Source organism: Mucilaginibacter sp. Mucisp73, from assembly GCF_059491465.1.
In genome coordinates this window covers 2,460,214-2,476,767 of sequence record NZ_CP168507.1, presented here as the reverse complement: position 1 = coordinate 2,476,767, position 16,554 = coordinate 2,460,214, and the positions used below count along the sequence as shown (strand labels likewise).

Genomic DNA, 16,554 nt, shown 5'->3' with positions numbered 1-16,554 from the left:
GATCCTATTAAAACAAAAGGAGCCGTGCATTTTGCTATGGCTCCTTTTGTTTTATCTGAAAGCGCTATTATTAACCTGCAACTTCAACTTCTTCTTTATTAACTTCACTAGGGCGGCCATTTTTGAAAGCTTTACGCGGCGATAATCCAAGCAATTCAAACATAGCCATATCAGTATCAAATGATGGGTTTGGCGTGGTAAGCAGCTTTTCGCCGGCAAAAATTGAATTAGCTCCTGCCATAAAACAGAAAGCCTGTTCAACCGTACTCATCTCCGTACGACCGGCGGATAAACGCACTACGGTTTTAGGCATAATGATCCTTGTTGTGGCCACCATCCTAACCATGTCCCAAACAGAAACACGGGGCTGATCGGCTAACGGAGTTCCTGCTACCGGAACTAAAGCATTAATAGGCACTGATTCCGGGTGTTTCGGCAGGTTCGACAATGTTTTGAGCATGGACACCCTGTCCTCCACCGTTTCACCCAAGCCAATAATGCCGCCGCTGCATACGGTGATCTTAGCTTTGCGCACATGTTCAAGCGTTTTAAGACGCTCATCATAGGTACGGGTGGTGATGATCCGTTTGTAATCTTCTTCGGATGTATCAAGGTTATGATTGTAGGCATATAAACCGGCATCGGCCAAACGTTGCGCCTGGCTTTCGGTAAGCATGCCAAGGGTACAACACACTTCCATATCAAGGCTGTTCACCGCTTTAACCATATCAATTACCTTATCAAAATCGCGGTTATCACGAACCTCGCGCCAGGCCGCCCCCATACACAAACGTGATGCACCACCGGCTTTTGCCTTTTCGGCAGCAGCGATTACTTCATCTTTCGGCATTATGGCATGTACATTTACACCAGTATTATAACGGGCAGCTTGCGGGCAGTAAGCACAATCTTCAGAACATCCGCCTGTTTTTATCGAGATCAAAGAACTGATTTGCACTTCTGCATAATCTTTATTCTCGCGGTGGATTGTAGCGGCCTTGTATACAAGATCAAGCAATGGTGTATGGTATATTTCGGCTATTTCTTCTTTAGTCCAGTTATGTCTAACTTCTGTCATCAGTTTCAGATTAAATTCGTCCCAACAATGTTATTAAGTTATTGTAAACACGCAAATATTCAAAGATTATTTATAAATATAACATTTTGACAGCCCTCAAAAAGAAACTGGCTATAAAACAAGGTTTTAAATATTTGGCAGCTTAGTACTTCCGGCGGTTCGTAACTACGCTATCTCCTTATGAGTTGCTGTGGGGACAGGCGTAACCGGCGGGATATATTACTTCAACAAAAGCTTGGTAGCTAACCAAAGCGGTAGTAAAAACCCTATACAATCGGTAAAAGTGGTGATGATGATGGATGATGCTACTGCGGGGTCAATCCCTACCCTTTTCAATATCAACGGGATGGAAGCGCCTGTTAAGCCTGCTATGATCAGGTTACCTGTCATGGCTAAGAACAATACCAGGCCAAGCAGCGGATTGGCATCGTAAAAGAACGCTACTATAAACACGATGAGCCCATTGGCAGCGCCGTTGATCAGGCCTACTAAAAACTCTTTTAATACGGTGTTATAAGCTTGTTTGTCGGAAAGGTCGCTTAATGAAATACGCCTAACAGTTACCGCCAACGCCTGCGTGGCAGCATTACCGCCCATACCTGCTATAATGGTCATATAAGCCGAGATAATGGAAAGCTTGGCAACTGTCGAATCAAATGTCCGGATAATGGATGCAGCAAGGAATGCTGTGCCCAGGTTGATCACCAGCCATGGCAAACGGCTTTTTACAGCCTCCAGCCAGTTACCGCTCAGTTCTTCATCTTCAGATACACCGGAGATCTTCAGGATGTCCTCGGTGTTTTCCTCTTCCATTACGTCGATAATATCATCTACTGTAACGCGCCCGAGCAGTTTCATGTGATCATCAACAACCGGGATACTGGTAAGGTTATATTGCTTGATGAGGCGGGCAACCTCTTCCTGGTCAAGCTCGGCTTTTACGTAAACAAAATCGGTAGTTACCAAATCGCTGATGCGGGCATCGGCGCGGGCCTTGATAACTGTTTTAATGGAGAGGATCCCTTTCAGTATGTCGTCATTATCAACTACGCAGATGGTATAAAACTCTTCCATCTCTTCCGATTGTCGGATGATCTCATCAAGCGCATCCTTTTTATCCAAGTTGATGTTTACCTTGATAATCTCGGAGTTCATCAAACCACCGGCAGTATCCTCGGCATAGTTCATCAATGCCCGGATGCTGCTGGCATCTTCATGATCGAGGTCTTCTAAGATCTCTTCCTGATGTTCTTCGTCAAGCTGGGAAATGATGTCGGTAGCATCATCATAGTCAAGCTCTTCAACTATCTCGGTACGTTTTTCGGGATCGAGGTTTACAAGCAGTTCGGCAGGGCCATGCTCTTCGTCCATTTCCGATAAAACTTCCGAAGCAACGTCAGCCGGGAGGATATTGATGATCCTTTCTTTTTCTTCCTGCTGAAGTTTTTCAAATAGTATAGCAATCTCCGAGGCGTGATATTCCTTCAGAACATTCTCTAACTCAGCATCATCGGCTTCGAGCGCTGTTTTAATGCGGAGCAGGTCGGTTTTATCTAATTCAAAAGATTGCATACCCGACTAAATTAAAACAATTAGACCACAATTAAGGAATTAAATGGACACAAAAAGAGTGCCTAAAGTGGCTATCGTAATGGAATCGTTAGATGCTGTGGTTGTATTTAACCTGCGAGCCGCTCACCTTGCTTAATTTAAAAAGCGCCGGCTCAACCTGCGTTTTTCGGATAGAAAGCTGGATACTGCAATCATTGTCAAATTGTTGATTAAGTACGCCAAGCCCCTCTTCCTTGATGATCCGCATCACATCATTCATTTGCAAATAATCAAATGAGATAGTGTATACGTCATTTACTGTTTTTGAAATGATAACCGATTGGTTTAAGGCATCTTCGGTAGCCGCTTTATAAGCATTAATCAAACCCGGAACCCCTAATAAGGTGCCGCCGAAATATCGAACTACTACAACCAGGAGATTGGTGAGGTCTTTTGACAGCAGTGTATTTAAGATTGGCCTGCCGGCGGTACCCGAAGGTTCCCCATCATCATTAACCCTGAACACCGAGCGGTCGATGGTTAAACGCATAGCCCAGCAATGGTGATTGGCTTTGGGATGTTCTGATTTTAGTCGGGCAACTATTGCCTTGATGTCATTTTCAGAACTGATGGGATAAGCATAGGCCAGGAACTTGCTGCCGCGGTCGCGAAAAACACCTTCGGCAGGGTTTTCTATGGTTTTATAAGTATCGTCAAAAAGCATTCAAAAATATTACAGGTGCAGGAAGCCCAATGTTTGCGGAAAATAAATAATGATAATAGCCAGCACCGCTATAGCTATGCCGATTTTATTAAGCAGGCTCAGCTTCTCTTTAAATACAAAGATGCCAACCAGCGTACCAACCACAATAACGCCAATATTTACCGACGAAAACACTGCCGAAGGGCTGTTCGCCAGGGCCTGGTGCGCCTTTAAGTAAAACAGGATATTGCCAAAGTTGGCTATCCCTAATACCCAGCCTATGAGGATATGCGGCAATGAAAATCTCATTTTTTTTGTGGATACCTGGTAAATCAAACCAGCAAGGGTTAATATAAACGCAATAATAAAGATGACAAAAATGGCTGTGGTAAAAGGCACATTATTTACCTTGGTAAGCTGTTTTAGCAATACATCAATTACGCCAAAACCGAGGAAAACAATTAACAGGTAAATCCATGATCCCTTTTCAACTTTATTACCGGCAGATTTTTGCCAGGGTATAGAGCAAATGATAGCAATGAAGGCCAGTATAATGCCAATTGCTTTAATTGTGCCGGTGGCTTCGCCAAATAAAACAAATGCTGCCAGTATGGGGATAAACAGGGATAAGCGTTGCGCTACGTCTGTACGAACAATACCGGCCTTGCGCACCGACGTTGCCATGATTACAAATATAGCGGGAAACAGGATGCCCAGGGCCACGTAATTATAAACAGGCCCGTTTTGGATAATGCTCAGCTGTGGTTTAAAAAAGAACCAGGTGAGCAGAATAGCCATAGAGTAATTCCAGGTAATGGCCTGGTAAACGTCCACATGGTAGCGTTTTGCCAGTTTCAGCAAAATGGAAACGATAACACTACAGCAAATACTTAAAAAAACGAACAGCATTTATATAATCGGCTTATTGTATAACAATTGAAGGCGATCGGCGCCTACAGGATATTCATCGGCAAGTATACCTGTTATTTGCGGTGCTTTTATGCCCTTGTTCAAAATTTTATCACCGGTAAATATCCGTGCCTCATCCCAAAGGCCAGCCTCAATAAAAGCATCAAGTGTACGCGCGCCGCCTTCAATAATAACCGATTGGATATCCTGCAGGTATAACTGGTATAAAATATATTGAGGCACAAAGCGCTCAAAATCTTCCAGTGCTATATACCTGTTTTTGCCGTCAACATCAAACTTAAGCTCGTTAAATATTAACGTTTCGGCCGACTGATCAAATACATTCAACCCTTTATTTAGTTCCAGCCTTCGATCTATCACCACACGTTTGGGTGATGGGCCATCCCAGTAACGGGTATTTAATTGCGGGTTATCACTTAGTACCGTGTTTTTGCCTGCCAGTATAGCATCTTCTTCACTACGCCACTTGTGCACCAGCTTGCGTGATTCGGGGCCGGTGATCCAGAACTGGCTGCCATCTGCCGGAGCAAAAAAGCCATCCTGTGTTTGTGCCCACTTTAATATAATATATGGCCTGTGCTTTTGTACCTTGGTAAAAAAGCGACGATTAAGCCATTGACATTCCTGTTCTAATACGCCGGTTATTACTTGAATGCCGGCAGCCTGCAATTTTTCAATACCTTTTCCGTCGACCTGGGCAAATGGGTCGCGGCAACCAACAATCACTTCAGGGATTTGATGTTTGATGATCAGATCGGCGCAGGGCGGCGTTTTACCATAATGCGCACAAGGCTCTAATGAAACATATATAATCGAGTTTTTCAGCAGTTGGGCATAGTTATCAAACCTTTGCGTAACCTGTTCAATAGCGTTAACTTCGGCATGGGCCTGGCCGTATTTCTGATGATAGCCCTCTCCTATTATTTTGCCATCGTGAACTACTACCGCGCCAACCATAGGGTTCGGGCTAACGTATCCTGCACCCAATTGAGCAAGCTCCAAACAACGGCGCATGTATTTTTCATGTTCAAGCATGCTGCAAAAGTAGCTTTTATGTTACTTTGTTGCATGATTACGATTAAGGATGTTTTTGAAGATTACAGGCAGCAGATAAATGGCATTTATGATGCTGTTGAAACCGAAGCTATTACGCTGTTTGTTATTGCCGAAGTTACCGGTTTATCAAGGGCATCTGTTAAGGCATTCCCCGAAAGAGCGTTAACTGCTGAACAGTCGGAACGGGCGAAAAATATCCTTGCCGAACTAAAAACAGGCAGACCCATTCAATACATTTTTGGTATCACCGAGTTTTTTGGCTTGCCATTTAAAGTAAACCCATATGTGCTGATCCCGCGCCCGGAAACTGAGGAACTGGTGGAATGGATTTTAGAAGGCGAAAGGTTAAAGGCAAAAGGTGAAAGGTTTTCTGTGCTGGACATAGGTACCGGTAGTGGGTGTATCGCCATCAGCCTGAAAAAGAATTTGGCAAATGCGGATGTTTATGCGATAGATATATCCGAAGGAGCTTTGGAAACCGCTAAGGAAAATGCTTTATTAAATGAAGTTGAGGTTAATTTTATTCTGGCTGATATTTTGAATATTGAGCATGATAAAGAAGAGGCTCAATATAATATCATTGTAAGCAACCCTCCTTACGTTACGCTTGATGATAAAAAGCAGATGCATAGTAATGTTACAGATTTTGAGCCACATACTGCTTTGTTTGTACCCCAACATGATCCGCTGATATTTTACCGGGCCATAGCCGATTTTTCACTTAGTAATTTGATTGCCGGCGGCTTGCTTTTCTTCGAGATCAATGAAAATTTAGGCAATGAAACTGTTGAGCTATTAACTGGTAAAGGATTTAAAAACATTGAGTTAAGAAAAGATATGAGCGGCAGGAACAGGATGGTGAAAGCGCAGCTTTAAAAGGTTACAACTTATCGCTTACCACGCCCTCAAACTTGTAATAATTACTGTAAAACAGCCAGTAAGCAATACCAAAGTTTAAAGGAACCAACACCCAAAGCAGCTTGAACATAATGATCCAGAACAATACAATAAATAACCCCAGGATCCATTGCAGGTACTTATCCATATTAAGGCCAAACCAGTAAAGCAAGCAATGAAACAGCATTGCAGTACTTAATGCTACAAACAACAACTCTGCAGCCATTAAAGGGTTAAACCTGCTGAAGAGCCAGATACCTTCTGGAATTAGCAAAAAGAAATACACACTAATAAAGTTCAGGAAGAGTTTCGGCCTGCTGTATGGCAAATTGCGGGAGAACCCAAGATCGTTCTCTTCAAACTTCCTCTCTTCAAATATTAAAACAATATGTGTGGTGATCACCGCGAGGATGGCGATACCTGCAACCCGAAAATCAGTTTTAACATCAGCAAATATGTAAAATACCGCGGTGATGATAAGCCAGGAAAGTGCCTTGGTAATCAGGTAAGAAACCTTACGCTTATCAAACAGGTGGTAAATGTAAAGGCTGAAATAAGGTTTGCGCCATTTGCTGCTTAACCTCAATAATATGGATCGGCTACTGTCATCAATACGTCTATTAACTTGTCTTGTATAAATAACGGCGCTTAAATAAATTAAGGCAATTAGATACAGTAAAATGCAAACAGGCAATAAATAATAATGATAGGCAAAGCCCACACCAACGGCAATAAACGCGTATAAAATTATCGGTAATAGCATAGCGGCCTGTGCCCAAAACCAGCTTTTTAATTGTTTCCCTTTGCTCAGGGCATTGCTGCTATAAAATAAAAAATGCTGTCCTGAAGCGAAGATTTGTCCGGATACATAATGCCAGCTTTTAACGGCATAAATAAACCAGCCTGTAAACACCAGGATCGTCACAACCCAACTACTGTCCATGGCTAACATCAGCGATTTGTGATAACCTATTAAGTATTGAGGTGGTACAATGCCAACCATCGCTAAAAACACAAACAACAGGACTCCCGCATGTACCCGGAAAAAACCGCCGGCAAATATTTTTAACAATACGTTAGTTAGCGGCTTCATCAGCTGATAAACTTTAAGGTTTGATCTTCTACTAAAAGCTCGCCCGATACAGGTAGTGAGCCATTCTCCAATATTTGGTGCGACGATAATAAAAAACTGGTTCCCTGTTGCTCCTGCCGCTCCCTTATCCAGGTATTTAATATTGCCAACGAGGCCGTATCAATAGTGATCAAAGGTTCGTCGAGCAGGATCAATTTGGGATTACCTAAAAAAGCGAGCAACAGCGAAAGCTTTTTCATCATGCCACTGCTGTAAGTACCAACCGGGCGGTCAACAAAACTTTGCATGCCCATGCTTTTAATATAACCTTCCTCCTGTCCGGCCGGTGCGTCTTTAGCATCAGCAAACAGCCTTATCATTTCAAACCCTGTTAAAAAATCCGGAAACACAGGCTCGGCTTCGGCAAAATTTACGAGCTTGCGGTAAGCTACCGGTTGTTTTTTTATACTGATGTTTTCATCAAGCAAGATGTCACCATCAAATGCCAATATACCGGCAATGGATCTTAGCAAGGTACTTTTACCCGACCCGTTTACTCCTTTTATCCAGTAAATTCCGCTTTCAAGCTTGAGGCTGTCAATTTTTAAAGCGGGGTAACTACCGTATAATTTTTTGAAGTTTTGAAATTGCAGCATCGTTAATTTGATAACAAAATGAATCTGTTGTTACATAAAAAGAGACGCCTGTAAAGCGTCTCTAAAAGTAATTATCTAAATAAATCCGAAACTGAAAATCCCAATTCCGAAATCCTATAAAGAAGCTCCTTCAATCAGCGCACTGTAAAACTCGCCAACGTCCATACCGGCTGCCCTTACCTGCTGCGGAATCAAACTGGCGGCCGATTGACCCGGTGTAGTGTTGATCTCTATAAAATAAAAATCGTTACTGCCTTCCAATAAAATAAAGTCGATCCTTGCCATGCCGCGGCAGTTAAGGCGGGTATAAACTTCGGTAACTATCCCGGCAATTTCCTGAACCTTTTCGGCAGGCAGGTCTGCCGGGGTTATTTCCTGCGTTATACCTGAGGTATATTTGGCCTCATAATCAAAAAAATCTTTCGAGGTAATGATCTCGGTTGCCGGCAGTACTTTTATTTTGCCGTGCAGGCGGGCTATGCCAATGCTAAACTCCCGGCCTTTGATAAACTCTTCAACCAGCACTTGTGCATCTTCCTGAAAGGCTCTGTTTAAAGCATCAGGTAAACCAGCAATATTTTGCACTTTGCTCATGCCTACACTGCTGCCGCCATTATTGGGTTTAACAAATAGCGGGAATTTTAAATTGGCCGCTATAGTAGCCACATCATGCACATCGCGCTCAAATAAACGCATAGAATGTGCGGTATGCAAACCATGAATGCCGTTTACAATAGCTTTAGTGTAAGCCTTGTTCATGGTAATGGCCGATGTTGTGGCGTCGCAGGTATTATAAGGGATACCCAGCATATCAAAATAGCCCTGTAACTTGCCATCCTCGCCGGGAGTACCGTGAATGGTGATAAAAGCAAAATCAAACTTTATTTTTTCCTGGTTTAGGGTGATGGTGAAATCATTTTTATCTACATCAACCGTGGCGTCATCGGCTTCAAAAAACCACCTGTCGCGGGTAATCAATATGGTATAAACCTTATAATTGCTGTTTGATGCAAGGTTGGCAGCAATGTTTTTTGCGCTGTTCAGGGATACTTCATATTCGCCGGTAAAACCTCCGGCCAAAAGGGCAATGTTTTTAAGACTCATTTTATTTCGGATGTTCGATTTCGAATTTATTTCCAGGAGCAACGAAAGCGACCTGATTTCGAAGTCGAAATTAGAATAAATATCATTGCAAATAATACTAAAGTTTAAATTTTGAGTTTAAAACTCCCAAAATTCTGCAATAATTAATTCCGAAATCGAACATCCGAAATCCGACATCCTAACACCCATATCCAAAATAATTCCTATGTTTGATACTTAATTAAAAGGTTTACCCTTACGTATACTGATGAGCAAATTTGGGGCTTACTTAAAATCAAAATCATTCCGGAATAACTTATTAATGGCTATTGTGACCGTGATAGCCGTTGTTTTAATAGCTTTTTTTAGCCTTGGTTATTATACCCGTCATGGTTCGGGCATACCCGTACCAAAGCTTAAAGGCCTTTCCATTGATAAAGCTATGGATATTTTAAAAGAGCAGGGATTCGGCTATAAAATAGATTCTGTGTATGTACAGGACGTGGCCCCCGGTACTATCGTTGAACAAGACCCAGATCCCGGGACCAACGTTAAAGAAAGCCGGGTAATTTACCTTACCATGGTAACCCTGCAGGCGCCAAACGTAGCCTTGCCCGATCTCGAACAAAGCAATTATCGCGAAGCTATAGCTACCATATCAAATTATGGCTTAAAACTAGGCGATACAACGTACCGTTCGGATATTGCCCGCGACCGGATCCTGGAGGTACGTTTTGGCGGACAAGTGATAAAACCGGGTACCAAGATCCCCAAAGGCTCAAGGATAGATTTGGTTTTGGGCGATGGTGAGGGTGCAAGCGAAGTGGAAATACCCGAACTCGTAAATCTTGACCTTGATGCCGCCCGATTTGCTATAAAAGGCGCCGGCTTAACCGTTGGGATCATTACTTACCAGGGGACTATTACCGATTCGACTAATGTGGTTGTTGTTTCGCAATACCCGATGAAGACCGATTCGTTAAGCAAAACAAGTATTGGCACGCGTATAAACCTTACTGTTTCACAAGGTACCAAAACCGATGCAGCTCCACCGGCAAATTAAAGCTTCCGAACTGATTGAGCGTTTAAGCAAAGGTGAAAGCCTCAACCTGCTCGACGTGCGCGAGGTTATTGAATTCCATACTTATAATATAGGCGGTGATAATATCCCCCTTTCAAATTTGGAGAATACGCTTAACAGTTTACCCTACAACAAAACAGATGAGATAATCGTTATGTGCAAAGTTGGTTTAAGAAGCGAAACTGCACAAAACATATTGGAGCGGCATGGCTATAACAACGTGCGTAATTTAAGTGGCGGATTAGTTGCCATTCAAAAATTAAAATAAATACAACAAACACCATCTATTCAATATCATGACCGCGGAAAAACAAGGATCAGGCATGCTGAAAAAAATTATTATAGCGCTGGTAATCATTATCGTTGTGCTTTTAGGCTTTACAGGTTTCAATTATTACCTCAAATACTTTGGCCCCAACGTTACGGATAAACAGGAGTACTTATACATTCACACCGGCGCAACTTTTGGCGATGTTTTTAAAGCCATACAAGATGAGGGCATAGTGAAAGATACTGCTTCATTTGGCTGGGCTGCCCGTAATATGAATTATATTACCCGTGTAAAACCAGGTAAATATCGCCTGCATGAAGGCATGGGGAACCGCAAGCTCATTAATATGCTGGCCTCAGGCACACAAGAACCTGTTAAAGTTGAATTTCACGGATTGAGACTTAAAGAACAGTTTGCGGGATTTATCTCGAAGAAGATTGAACCGGATTCAATGGTGATTATCCGTCTGCTTGATTCGGCGAATTTTGTAGGTAAATATGGTTTTACTACTGATAATGTATATACCGTGATCATGCCCGACTCATACCAAATGTACTGGAATACTACCCCGGAAAAGTTCTTTAAACGAATGTATGACCACTATCAGGCTTTTTGGACACCTGAACGTAAAAAACTGGCTGCCGCGATAAACTTAACCCCACAGGAGGTGTCTGTCCTGGCATCAATAGTTGATGCTGAAGCGCTGCATGATGATGAAATGCCCGCCGTAGCAGGTTTATACCTTAATCGTCTTAAAAAAGGAATGAAACTGGAGGCCGACCCTACCGTGATCTTTGCACTTAACGACTTTACTATAAAACGCGTGCTTACCCGCTACCTTTCATATAACTCGCCATATAATACTTACCTGCATACAGGTTTGCCCCCGGGGCCTATCATGATGCCATCGGTTAATGCGGTGAAAGCAGTGTTAAATTATCAAAAGAGCGATTACATTTACATGTGTGCTAAAGCCGATTTTTCAGGCTATCATGCATTTGCAACTAACGTGGCCGACCACCTGGTGAACGCGCATAAATTTCAGCGAGCCCTTAACGAGCGTAACATCCGAAGGTAATGTTTGAGCACACTACTAAAATACGGGTGCGCTATGGCGAAACCGACCAGATGGGCTATATGTATTACGGTAACTATGCCGAATTTTATGAAGTAGGCCGTGTGGAGATGCTTCGCAGTCTTGGCCTTACTTATAAAGGCATGGAAGAATCGGGCATTATGATGCCTGTGCTCGAGCTTCATTGCAAATACCTGAAGCCTGCTTTATATGACGAGGAGATCAGCATCAGGGTGATCATGGATAAACTGCCAGGTATCCGCATCCATTTCAGGTACGAACTTACAAATCCAAAAGGCGAACTTATTAATACCGGCGAAACGCTGCTCGTATTCATTAACATGAAAACCAATCGCCCATGCCTGCCACCACAGGATTTTAGCGACAGATTAATGCCCTTTTTTAAGTAGCTTTGGTGTAAATGAAATGGCTGCACCGCTTTTTACTTCGGTTTAGGTTCTACAGGTACATCATCGAGTGGACGAAGTCTGTCATCATTCCGGGTTTCAGGCCGTTGCCGCTATACACCGTTATTGATTTTTTTGTAAAGGAAATCACCAATAACTCGCTTATTAACCGGGCCTATGCTTTAGCCTATAGCTTTATGCTCGCCGTTTTTCCGGCTACTATTTTTTTGTTCACGCTTATCCCCTACGTGCCCATAAAACATTTTAAAGGCAACCTGATGATGGTGCTGGCCTCTGTAATGCCTACAAATGCCTATATGGCGTTCAGAGAAACCCTTTTCGATATCGTAAGTAATCAAAACGGCAAGCTCCTTTCCTTCGGTTTCCTGACAACCTTGTATTTTGCTACGAATGGCGTTATCAATCTCATGAAAGCCTTTAATAAATCCTCATTAATTGAGGATAAACGGAGCTGGCTTAAAAGGCGCCTGGTAGCCACAGGAATTACCGTAGCTATAAGTTTCGCGTTATTACTGGCCATTTCCATACTCATCCTGGGTCAATCCATTATCAGGTTCATTCAATCGCATGTGGCGTCTGAAAATCATTTTTGGGTTTACCCTGTGATGCTGTTCAGATGGGTGATTATTGTGGTGATCATTTTTGTAACCATAGGCTGTTTATACCGTTACGCTCCTGCACATAAAAAGAAATGGAATTTTATTAACCCTGGCTCCATACTGGCTACGGCACTGGCAGTTTTAACCTCACTGGGTTTTTCCTATTATATCAACAATTTCTCGTCGTACAATAAAGTTTACGGCTCGATAGGTACGCTCATCGTTGTGATGATCTGGATGTATATAAACTCATTAATTTTGATCATCGGGTTCGAATTAAACGCGTCCGTAGAGCTTTCCAAGCGTACAATCCGTATTGTAAAACCTAGATTTAACACTTTTCGGGCAAAAAAACCCGACCAGGCAAAAAATTAACTTATTATTAATCAATAGTTTATATAGATTATTTAATTAAATAAAAAAAAGTGAAATTCAAATTTGGCAATTCGCCCCGGATTTGTACTTTTGTCCCCGGAGAGTTGGCAGAGTGGTCGATTGCGGCAGTCTTGAAAACTGTTGAACTGTGAAAGGTTCCTGGGGTTCGAATCCCTAACTCTCCGCTGATTTTGATATCAAATTATTTAAAAGCCTGCAAATCAAATGATTGCAGGCTTTTGTTTTTATGTCAAATGCTCAAAATCGCCATCGATTCGCGTCAAAAAGGAGAGCGATAAGGTGAGTAATTTTGAGATTTTAACGACTCACCGAATTGAACATATTGTTTTGATTATCAACATGTTCAACGCTTAAACATCTTGATTTCTATTAGCTGCAAGCTTAGTTTTGTTTCACCTTTTTAATGTTATTTAACATGAAAACTAATTTCAGCTTGCTCTTCTATTTAAAGAAGCCAAAGAACTACAATGAAGGCCCCGTACCGGTGTATTTACGGATCACAGTAAACGGAAAACGGGCGGAAACTACCACATCAAGAACCTGTGAACCCGCGCAATGGAACAGTAAAGCAGGCCGCTTAAAAGGCACAAAGGAATTTGTCCGGGCATTCAACGCATACCTCGACACATTGCAGGCGATGGTTTATGCGGGTCACGAAAGCCTGACAGCCCAAAAAGTAGCGATCACTGCTGACCGCTTAAAAAACCTATTAAATGGTAAGCCGGAAAAGCTCTATACCATTATTGACGTTTTTAAAGAGCATAACAATCAAGTCGCTGCACTCGTGGGGTCTGATTTCGCTAAAGGAACTTTAGATCGTTATAAAACATCCCTAAAACACACTCAGGATTTCATCAAATGGAAATACGATGTAAATGACATTGATGTTAAGGAAATTGATCATGACTTCATAGTGAGCTATGATTTCTACCTGCGATCAGTAAGGAAATGCGCTAATAACTCGGCCGTAAAATATTTAAAGAATTTCAAGAAGATCGTTCGCATTTGTATCGCAAGTGGCTGGATGGTTAATGATCCGTTCGTAAACTACAAAGCGAAAGTTAAAGTTGTTGACAGGTTATTCCTTAATAATGAGGAATTACAGCGAATGGCTGTGAAAGATTTTGGTACAGAACGCCTGGGACAGATCAGGGATATTTTTCTATTCAGCTGTTTTACTGGAGATTCTGATGAACGTGACCACTCCAATCCGGCGCAAGCTGACCACCCATTCCGGGCGAAACTGACCACCTGATTCCGGGGCAAATTGACCACCGCAAACACGTAGCAAATGCTGTAAAAGAGACCATCTTTTGAGGGCAAAGACACCTTCCTAAGCATGGCCAACTTAACAATCAGCATGAGTAAGATCAGAAAGATACTAAGGATGTACAGCCAGCAGCGGCCATTAATGACCATCGCTGCCCAGGCCGATGCATCGAGAAACACGGTAAAAAAGTATGTAGCAGCCTTTAAAGCAACCGGCTTTACCTTTGATGAGGTTAACGCGTTGAATGACCAGGAACTGGAAGATTTGTTCGGAAAGTCCAAAGAACACCCGCCTAACGCGCGTATGCAGTCCATGCTACGCTGCTTTCCTCACGTGGATAAAGAGCTGAAAAAGACCGGCATGAACCGGCAAATACTATGGGAGGCTTATTACAAAGAGTTTCCTGATGGCTATCTGTACAGCCAGTTTTGCTTTTATTATAACCAGTGGAAGGCCAGGGTTAACCCGACTATGCACATGGATCATAAGGCTGGGGATAAGCTATACGTCGATTTTGCGGGTGAAAAGATGAGTATCACCGATAAGGATACCGGGGAGATCACACCTGTAGAGGTTTTTGTAGCTATTTTGGGCGCAAGCCAGTTAACCTATGTTGAGGCTGTAATGAGCCAGCAGAAGGAAGACTTTATTGCGGCCTGCGAGAACACCCTGCACTTTATCGGCGGCGTCCCTGCCGCCATTGTACCAGATAACCTGAAGGCCGCCGTAACCAAAAGCAGCCGCTACGAACCCACCCTGAACGAAACATTTGAGGACTTTGCAGATCATTACGGAACGACTGTATTACCAGCTCGGGCATACCGCCCTCGTGATAAAGCATTGGTAGAAGGTGCGGTAAAGATTATTTATACCAAGATATACGCACCATTAAACAAACAGGTGTATCATTCTTTAACGGAGCTTAATGCAGCAATCTGGCAGACCCTTGAAGTTCATAACACCCAGATGCTCAAAGGCCGTAACTACAGCCGCAGGTTACAGTTTGAGGAGATCGAACGCAGTGCGCTTGCTCCATTACCCGCCCTGCGTTACCAGTTCAAGAAGCAATTGCAGTAGGGTGATCAAGAACGGCCATGTTAACCTCGGCCCTGACAAGCATTATTACAGTGTGCCTTACCGCTTTATTGGCAAGCGGGTCAAGTTATTATACTCCCGCACGACGGTAGAAGTGTACTATAACTATGAGCGCATCGCCCTGCATAAGCGCAATAAAAACCCCTATGGCTATACTACGGATAAGGAGCACATGGCCAGTACTCACCGCTTTAAAAGCGACTGGACGCCGGATATGTTCCTGGATTGGGCAGCCTCCATCCACGAGGATGTAAGGCTGTATATCCTTCAAATACTGGAGCGCAAGCAGCACCCGGAACAGGCTTATAAGTCTTGCTTATGGGGTGCTTGGCTTTGCAAAAAGCCGGGAACGAAAGGCTGACCATTGCCTGCCAGCGAGCATTGAGCTACGGTGTGTATAACTATAAAACGATACAAACCATACTGGAAAACAAGATGGACAACTACGAGGAAAGCTTATTTGCCGATGAGCTGCCGATGCCAGATCATGGCAATATCCGGGGAGAAGACTATTACAAATAACTATTTAAAACAACAATAACATGAACACAAGCACCTTAGACAAACTGCGGAAGATGAAGTTCTTCGGCATGTTCCATGCCTTTAAAAGCAGCATGGAAACCGGTAAAACAAATGATTACACAGCAGACGAACTGCTGGCACACCTGGTAGAAGCCGAGTGGGACGACCGTCAGAACAGGCGTATTGATCGTACCATCCAGTATGCCAAGTTCCGCTATAAAGCTGCTATAGAGGATGTTCATTACCATGCAGATCGGACAATCGACCGTAATCAGATCATGCGTTTGGCAGACTGTACGTTTATTGATCGCTTTGAGAACCTACTGATAACCGGCAGTACCGGTATCGGTAAAAGCTATGTGGCTTCTGCTATCGGCCACCAGGCCTGCATATTGGGCTACCGGGTACTATATACCAGCACGCCCAAGCTATTCGCTAAACTGAAGATGGCAAAGGCGGACGGTTCCTATATCAAGGAGCTGGCTAAGCTGGAAAGAACACAAGTGCTTATACTGGATGACTTTGGGATACAGCCTTTTGATGCACAGAGCAGAGCCGCATTAATGGAGATCATAGAGGACCGGCATGGCAAGACTTCTCTGATCATTACCTCACAGTTGCCGGTCAGTAAATGGTTCGAGGTGATCGGTGAAAAAACGATTGCTGATGCTATACTTGACCGGATCGTTCATGATGCACACCGCATCGAGTTAAAAGGGGAATCTATGAGAAAAAAACGCAGTATCGAACCGGTAAACAGCCTCTAATGAAATTGCCTTTTAAATAACTAT

General features: G+C 43.1%; 19 protein-coding genes and 1 tRNA gene. 12 read left to right on the top strand and 8 right to left on the bottom strand.

The window, feature by feature from the left end; genetic code table 11:
* Window positions 1-70: 70 nt before the first annotated feature.
* From bioB to ribD, 5 genes are all read right to left on the bottom strand, one after another.
* Window positions 71-1,078 (bottom strand): biotin synthase BioB, encoded by a 1,008-nt coding sequence (gene bioB / locus ACEN82_RS10480; protein ID WP_413319781.1) that lies wholly within the window; start codon window positions 1,076-1,078, stop codon window positions 71-73.
* A gap of 219 nt (window positions 1,079-1,297) precedes the next feature.
* Window positions 1,298-2,650, bottom strand: coding sequence for a magnesium transporter (gene mgtE, locus ACEN82_RS10475; protein ID WP_413319779.1), 1,353 nt, complete (start codon window positions 2,648-2,650; stop codon window positions 1,298-1,300).
* An 88-nt stretch (window positions 2,651-2,738) separates the two neighbouring features.
* Entirely contained in the window at window positions 2,739-3,353 is a 615-nt protein-coding gene (locus tag ACEN82_RS10470) for an IMPACT family protein (RefSeq protein WP_373613652.1), read from the bottom strand.
* A gap of 9 nt (window positions 3,354-3,362) precedes the next feature.
* Entirely contained in the window at window positions 3,363-4,241 is an 879-nt protein-coding gene (locus ACEN82_RS10465; protein WP_413319777.1) for an EamA family transporter, read from the bottom strand.
* Window positions 4,242-5,297 carry a bifunctional diaminohydroxyphosphoribosylaminopyrimidine deaminase/5-amino-6-(5-phosphoribosylamino)uracil reductase RibD gene (gene ribD, locus ACEN82_RS10460; protein WP_413319775.1) on the bottom strand — a complete coding sequence of 352 codons (1,056 nt, stop codon included), beginning with the start codon at window positions 5,295-5,297 and terminating at the stop codon, window positions 4,242-4,244.
* Between the two features lie 33 nt (window positions 5,298-5,330).
* On the opposite strand from ribD, the gene prmC reads away from it, so the two are divergent.
* Entirely contained in the window at window positions 5,331-6,194 is an 864-nt protein-coding gene (gene prmC / locus ACEN82_RS10455; protein ID WP_413319773.1) for a peptide chain release factor N(5)-glutamine methyltransferase, read from the top strand.
* 4 nt (window positions 6,195-6,198) lie between these two features.
* Here prmC and ACEN82_RS10450 read toward each other — a convergent pair whose 3' ends face one another.
* From ACEN82_RS10450 to ACEN82_RS10440, 3 genes are all read right to left on the bottom strand, one after another.
* A complete protein-coding gene (locus ACEN82_RS10450) occupies window positions 6,199-7,308 on the bottom strand; it encodes a hypothetical protein (protein WP_413319771.1) in 1,110 nt (369 codons plus the stop codon).
* Window positions 7,308-7,943: an ABC transporter ATP-binding protein gene (locus ACEN82_RS10445; RefSeq protein ID WP_413319769.1), complete on the bottom strand. Its 636-nt coding sequence runs from the start codon at window positions 7,941-7,943 to the stop codon at window positions 7,308-7,310. The genes ACEN82_RS10450 and ACEN82_RS10445 overlap by 1 nt, the downstream gene beginning before the upstream one ends.
* A gap of 114 nt (window positions 7,944-8,057) precedes the next feature.
* Window positions 8,058-9,047, bottom strand: coding sequence for a D-alanine--D-alanine ligase (locus ACEN82_RS10440; protein ID WP_413319767.1), 990 nt, complete (start codon window positions 9,045-9,047; stop codon window positions 8,058-8,060).
* A 247-nt stretch (window positions 9,048-9,294) separates the two neighbouring features.
* Between ACEN82_RS10440 and ACEN82_RS10435 the strand changes: the two genes are divergently transcribed.
* The 11 genes from ACEN82_RS10435 (at window position 9,295) to istB (ending at window position 16,530) form a co-directional block, all read left to right on the top strand.
* Window positions 9,295-10,089 carry a PASTA domain-containing protein gene (locus ACEN82_RS10435; RefSeq protein WP_090525919.1) on the top strand — a complete coding sequence of 265 codons (795 nt, stop codon included), beginning with the start codon at window positions 9,295-9,297 and terminating at the stop codon, window positions 10,087-10,089.
* The gene (locus ACEN82_RS10430) at window positions 10,067-10,375 is read left to right on the top strand and encodes a rhodanese-like domain-containing protein (RefSeq protein WP_413319766.1); all 309 of its coding nucleotides are present in this window, start codon (window positions 10,067-10,069) and stop codon (window positions 10,373-10,375) included. The genes ACEN82_RS10435 and ACEN82_RS10430 overlap by 23 nt, the downstream gene beginning before the upstream one ends.
* A 28-nt stretch (window positions 10,376-10,403) precedes the next feature.
* On the top strand, window positions 10,404-11,456 hold the full coding sequence (gene mltG, locus ACEN82_RS10425; protein ID WP_413319764.1) for an endolytic transglycosylase MltG: 1,053 nt from the start codon (window positions 10,404-10,406) through the stop codon (window positions 11,454-11,456).
* Window positions 11,456-11,863 carry an acyl-CoA thioesterase gene (locus ACEN82_RS10420; RefSeq protein WP_413319762.1) on the top strand — a complete coding sequence of 136 codons (408 nt, stop codon included), beginning with the start codon at window positions 11,456-11,458 and terminating at the stop codon, window positions 11,861-11,863. The genes mltG and ACEN82_RS10420 overlap by 1 nt, the downstream gene beginning before the upstream one ends.
* A gap of 11 nt (window positions 11,864-11,874) precedes the next feature.
* The gene (locus ACEN82_RS10415; protein ID WP_413319760.1) at window positions 11,875-12,855 is read left to right on the top strand and encodes a YihY/virulence factor BrkB family protein; all 981 of its coding nucleotides are present in this window, start codon (window positions 11,875-11,877) and stop codon (window positions 12,853-12,855) included.
* Between the two features lie 98 nt (window positions 12,856-12,953).
* A tRNA-Ser gene (locus tag ACEN82_RS10410) sits at window positions 12,954-13,040 on the top strand.
* A gap of 251 nt (window positions 13,041-13,291) precedes the next feature.
* The gene (locus ACEN82_RS10405) at window positions 13,292-14,131 is read left to right on the top strand and encodes a phage integrase SAM-like domain and Arm DNA-binding domain-containing protein (protein WP_413319758.1); all 840 of its coding nucleotides are present in this window, start codon (window positions 13,292-13,294) and stop codon (window positions 14,129-14,131) included.
* A 105-nt stretch (window positions 14,132-14,236) separates the two neighbouring features.
* Complete coding sequence (gene istA, locus ACEN82_RS10400; RefSeq protein ID WP_495644115.1) at window positions 14,237-15,223, top strand: IS21 family transposase; 987 nt, start codon at window positions 14,237-14,239, stop codon at window positions 15,221-15,223.
* A gap of 1 nt (window position 15,224) precedes the next feature.
* Window positions 15,225-15,602, top strand: coding sequence for a Mu transposase domain-containing protein (locus tag ACEN82_RS10395; RefSeq protein ID WP_495644114.1), 378 nt, complete (start codon window positions 15,225-15,227; stop codon window positions 15,600-15,602).
* Window positions 15,569-15,763: a hypothetical protein gene (locus ACEN82_RS10390; protein WP_495644152.1), complete on the top strand. Its 195-nt coding sequence runs from the start codon at window positions 15,569-15,571 to the stop codon at window positions 15,761-15,763. The genes ACEN82_RS10395 and ACEN82_RS10390 overlap by 34 nt, the downstream gene beginning before the upstream one ends.
* 20 nt (window positions 15,764-15,783) lie before the next feature.
* Window positions 15,784-16,530 carry an IS21-like element helper ATPase IstB gene (gene istB, locus ACEN82_RS10385; RefSeq protein ID WP_495644019.1) on the top strand — a complete coding sequence of 249 codons (747 nt, stop codon included), beginning with the start codon at window positions 15,784-15,786 and terminating at the stop codon, window positions 16,528-16,530.
* The last annotated feature ends 24 nt before the right edge of the window (window positions 16,531-16,554 follow it).

Coding starts and splice junctions, on each gene's coding strand:
- bioB (WP_413319781.1), bottom strand. CDS start 1,078: ATGACAGAAGTTAGACATAACTGGACTAAAGAAGAAATAGCCGAAATA.
- mgtE (WP_413319779.1), bottom strand. CDS start 2,650: ATGCAATCTTTTGAATTAGATAAAACCGACCTGCTCCGCATTAAAACA.
- ACEN82_RS10470 (WP_373613652.1), bottom strand. CDS start 3,353: ATGCTTTTTGACGATACTTATAAAACCATAGAAAACCCTGCCGAAGGT.
- ACEN82_RS10465 (WP_413319777.1), bottom strand. CDS start 4,241: ATGCTGTTCGTTTTTTTAAGTATTTGCTGTAGTGTTATCGTTTCCATT.
- ribD (WP_413319775.1), bottom strand. CDS start 5,297: ATGCTTGAACATGAAAAATACATGCGCCGTTGTTTGGAGCTTGCTCAA.
- prmC (WP_413319773.1), top strand. CDS start 5,331: ATGATTACGATTAAGGATGTTTTTGAAGATTACAGGCAGCAGATAAAT.
- ACEN82_RS10450 (WP_413319771.1), bottom strand. CDS start 7,308: ATGAAGCCGCTAACTAACGTATTGTTAAAAATATTTGCCGGCGGTTTT.
- ACEN82_RS10445 (WP_413319769.1), bottom strand. CDS start 7,943: ATGCTGCAATTTCAAAACTTCAAAAAATTATACGGTAGTTACCCCGCT.
- ACEN82_RS10440 (WP_413319767.1), bottom strand. CDS start 9,047: ATGAGTCTTAAAAACATTGCCCTTTTGGCCGGAGGTTTTACCGGCGAA.
- ACEN82_RS10435 (WP_090525919.1), top strand. CDS start 9,295: ATGAGCAAATTTGGGGCTTACTTAAAATCAAAATCATTCCGGAATAAC.
- ACEN82_RS10430 (WP_413319766.1), top strand. CDS start 10,067: ATGCAGCTCCACCGGCAAATTAAAGCTTCCGAACTGATTGAGCGTTTA.
- mltG (WP_413319764.1), top strand. CDS start 10,404: ATGACCGCGGAAAAACAAGGATCAGGCATGCTGAAAAAAATTATTATA.
- ACEN82_RS10420 (WP_413319762.1), top strand. CDS start 11,456: ATGTTTGAGCACACTACTAAAATACGGGTGCGCTATGGCGAAACCGAC.
- ACEN82_RS10415 (WP_413319760.1), top strand. CDS start 11,875: ATGAAATGGCTGCACCGCTTTTTACTTCGGTTTAGGTTCTACAGGTAC.
- ACEN82_RS10405 (WP_413319758.1), top strand. CDS start 13,292: ATGAAAACTAATTTCAGCTTGCTCTTCTATTTAAAGAAGCCAAAGAAC.
- istA (WP_495644115.1), top strand. CDS start 14,237: ATGAGTAAGATCAGAAAGATACTAAGGATGTACAGCCAGCAGCGGCCA.
- istB (WP_495644019.1), top strand. CDS start 15,784: ATGAACACAAGCACCTTAGACAAACTGCGGAAGATGAAGTTCTTCGGC.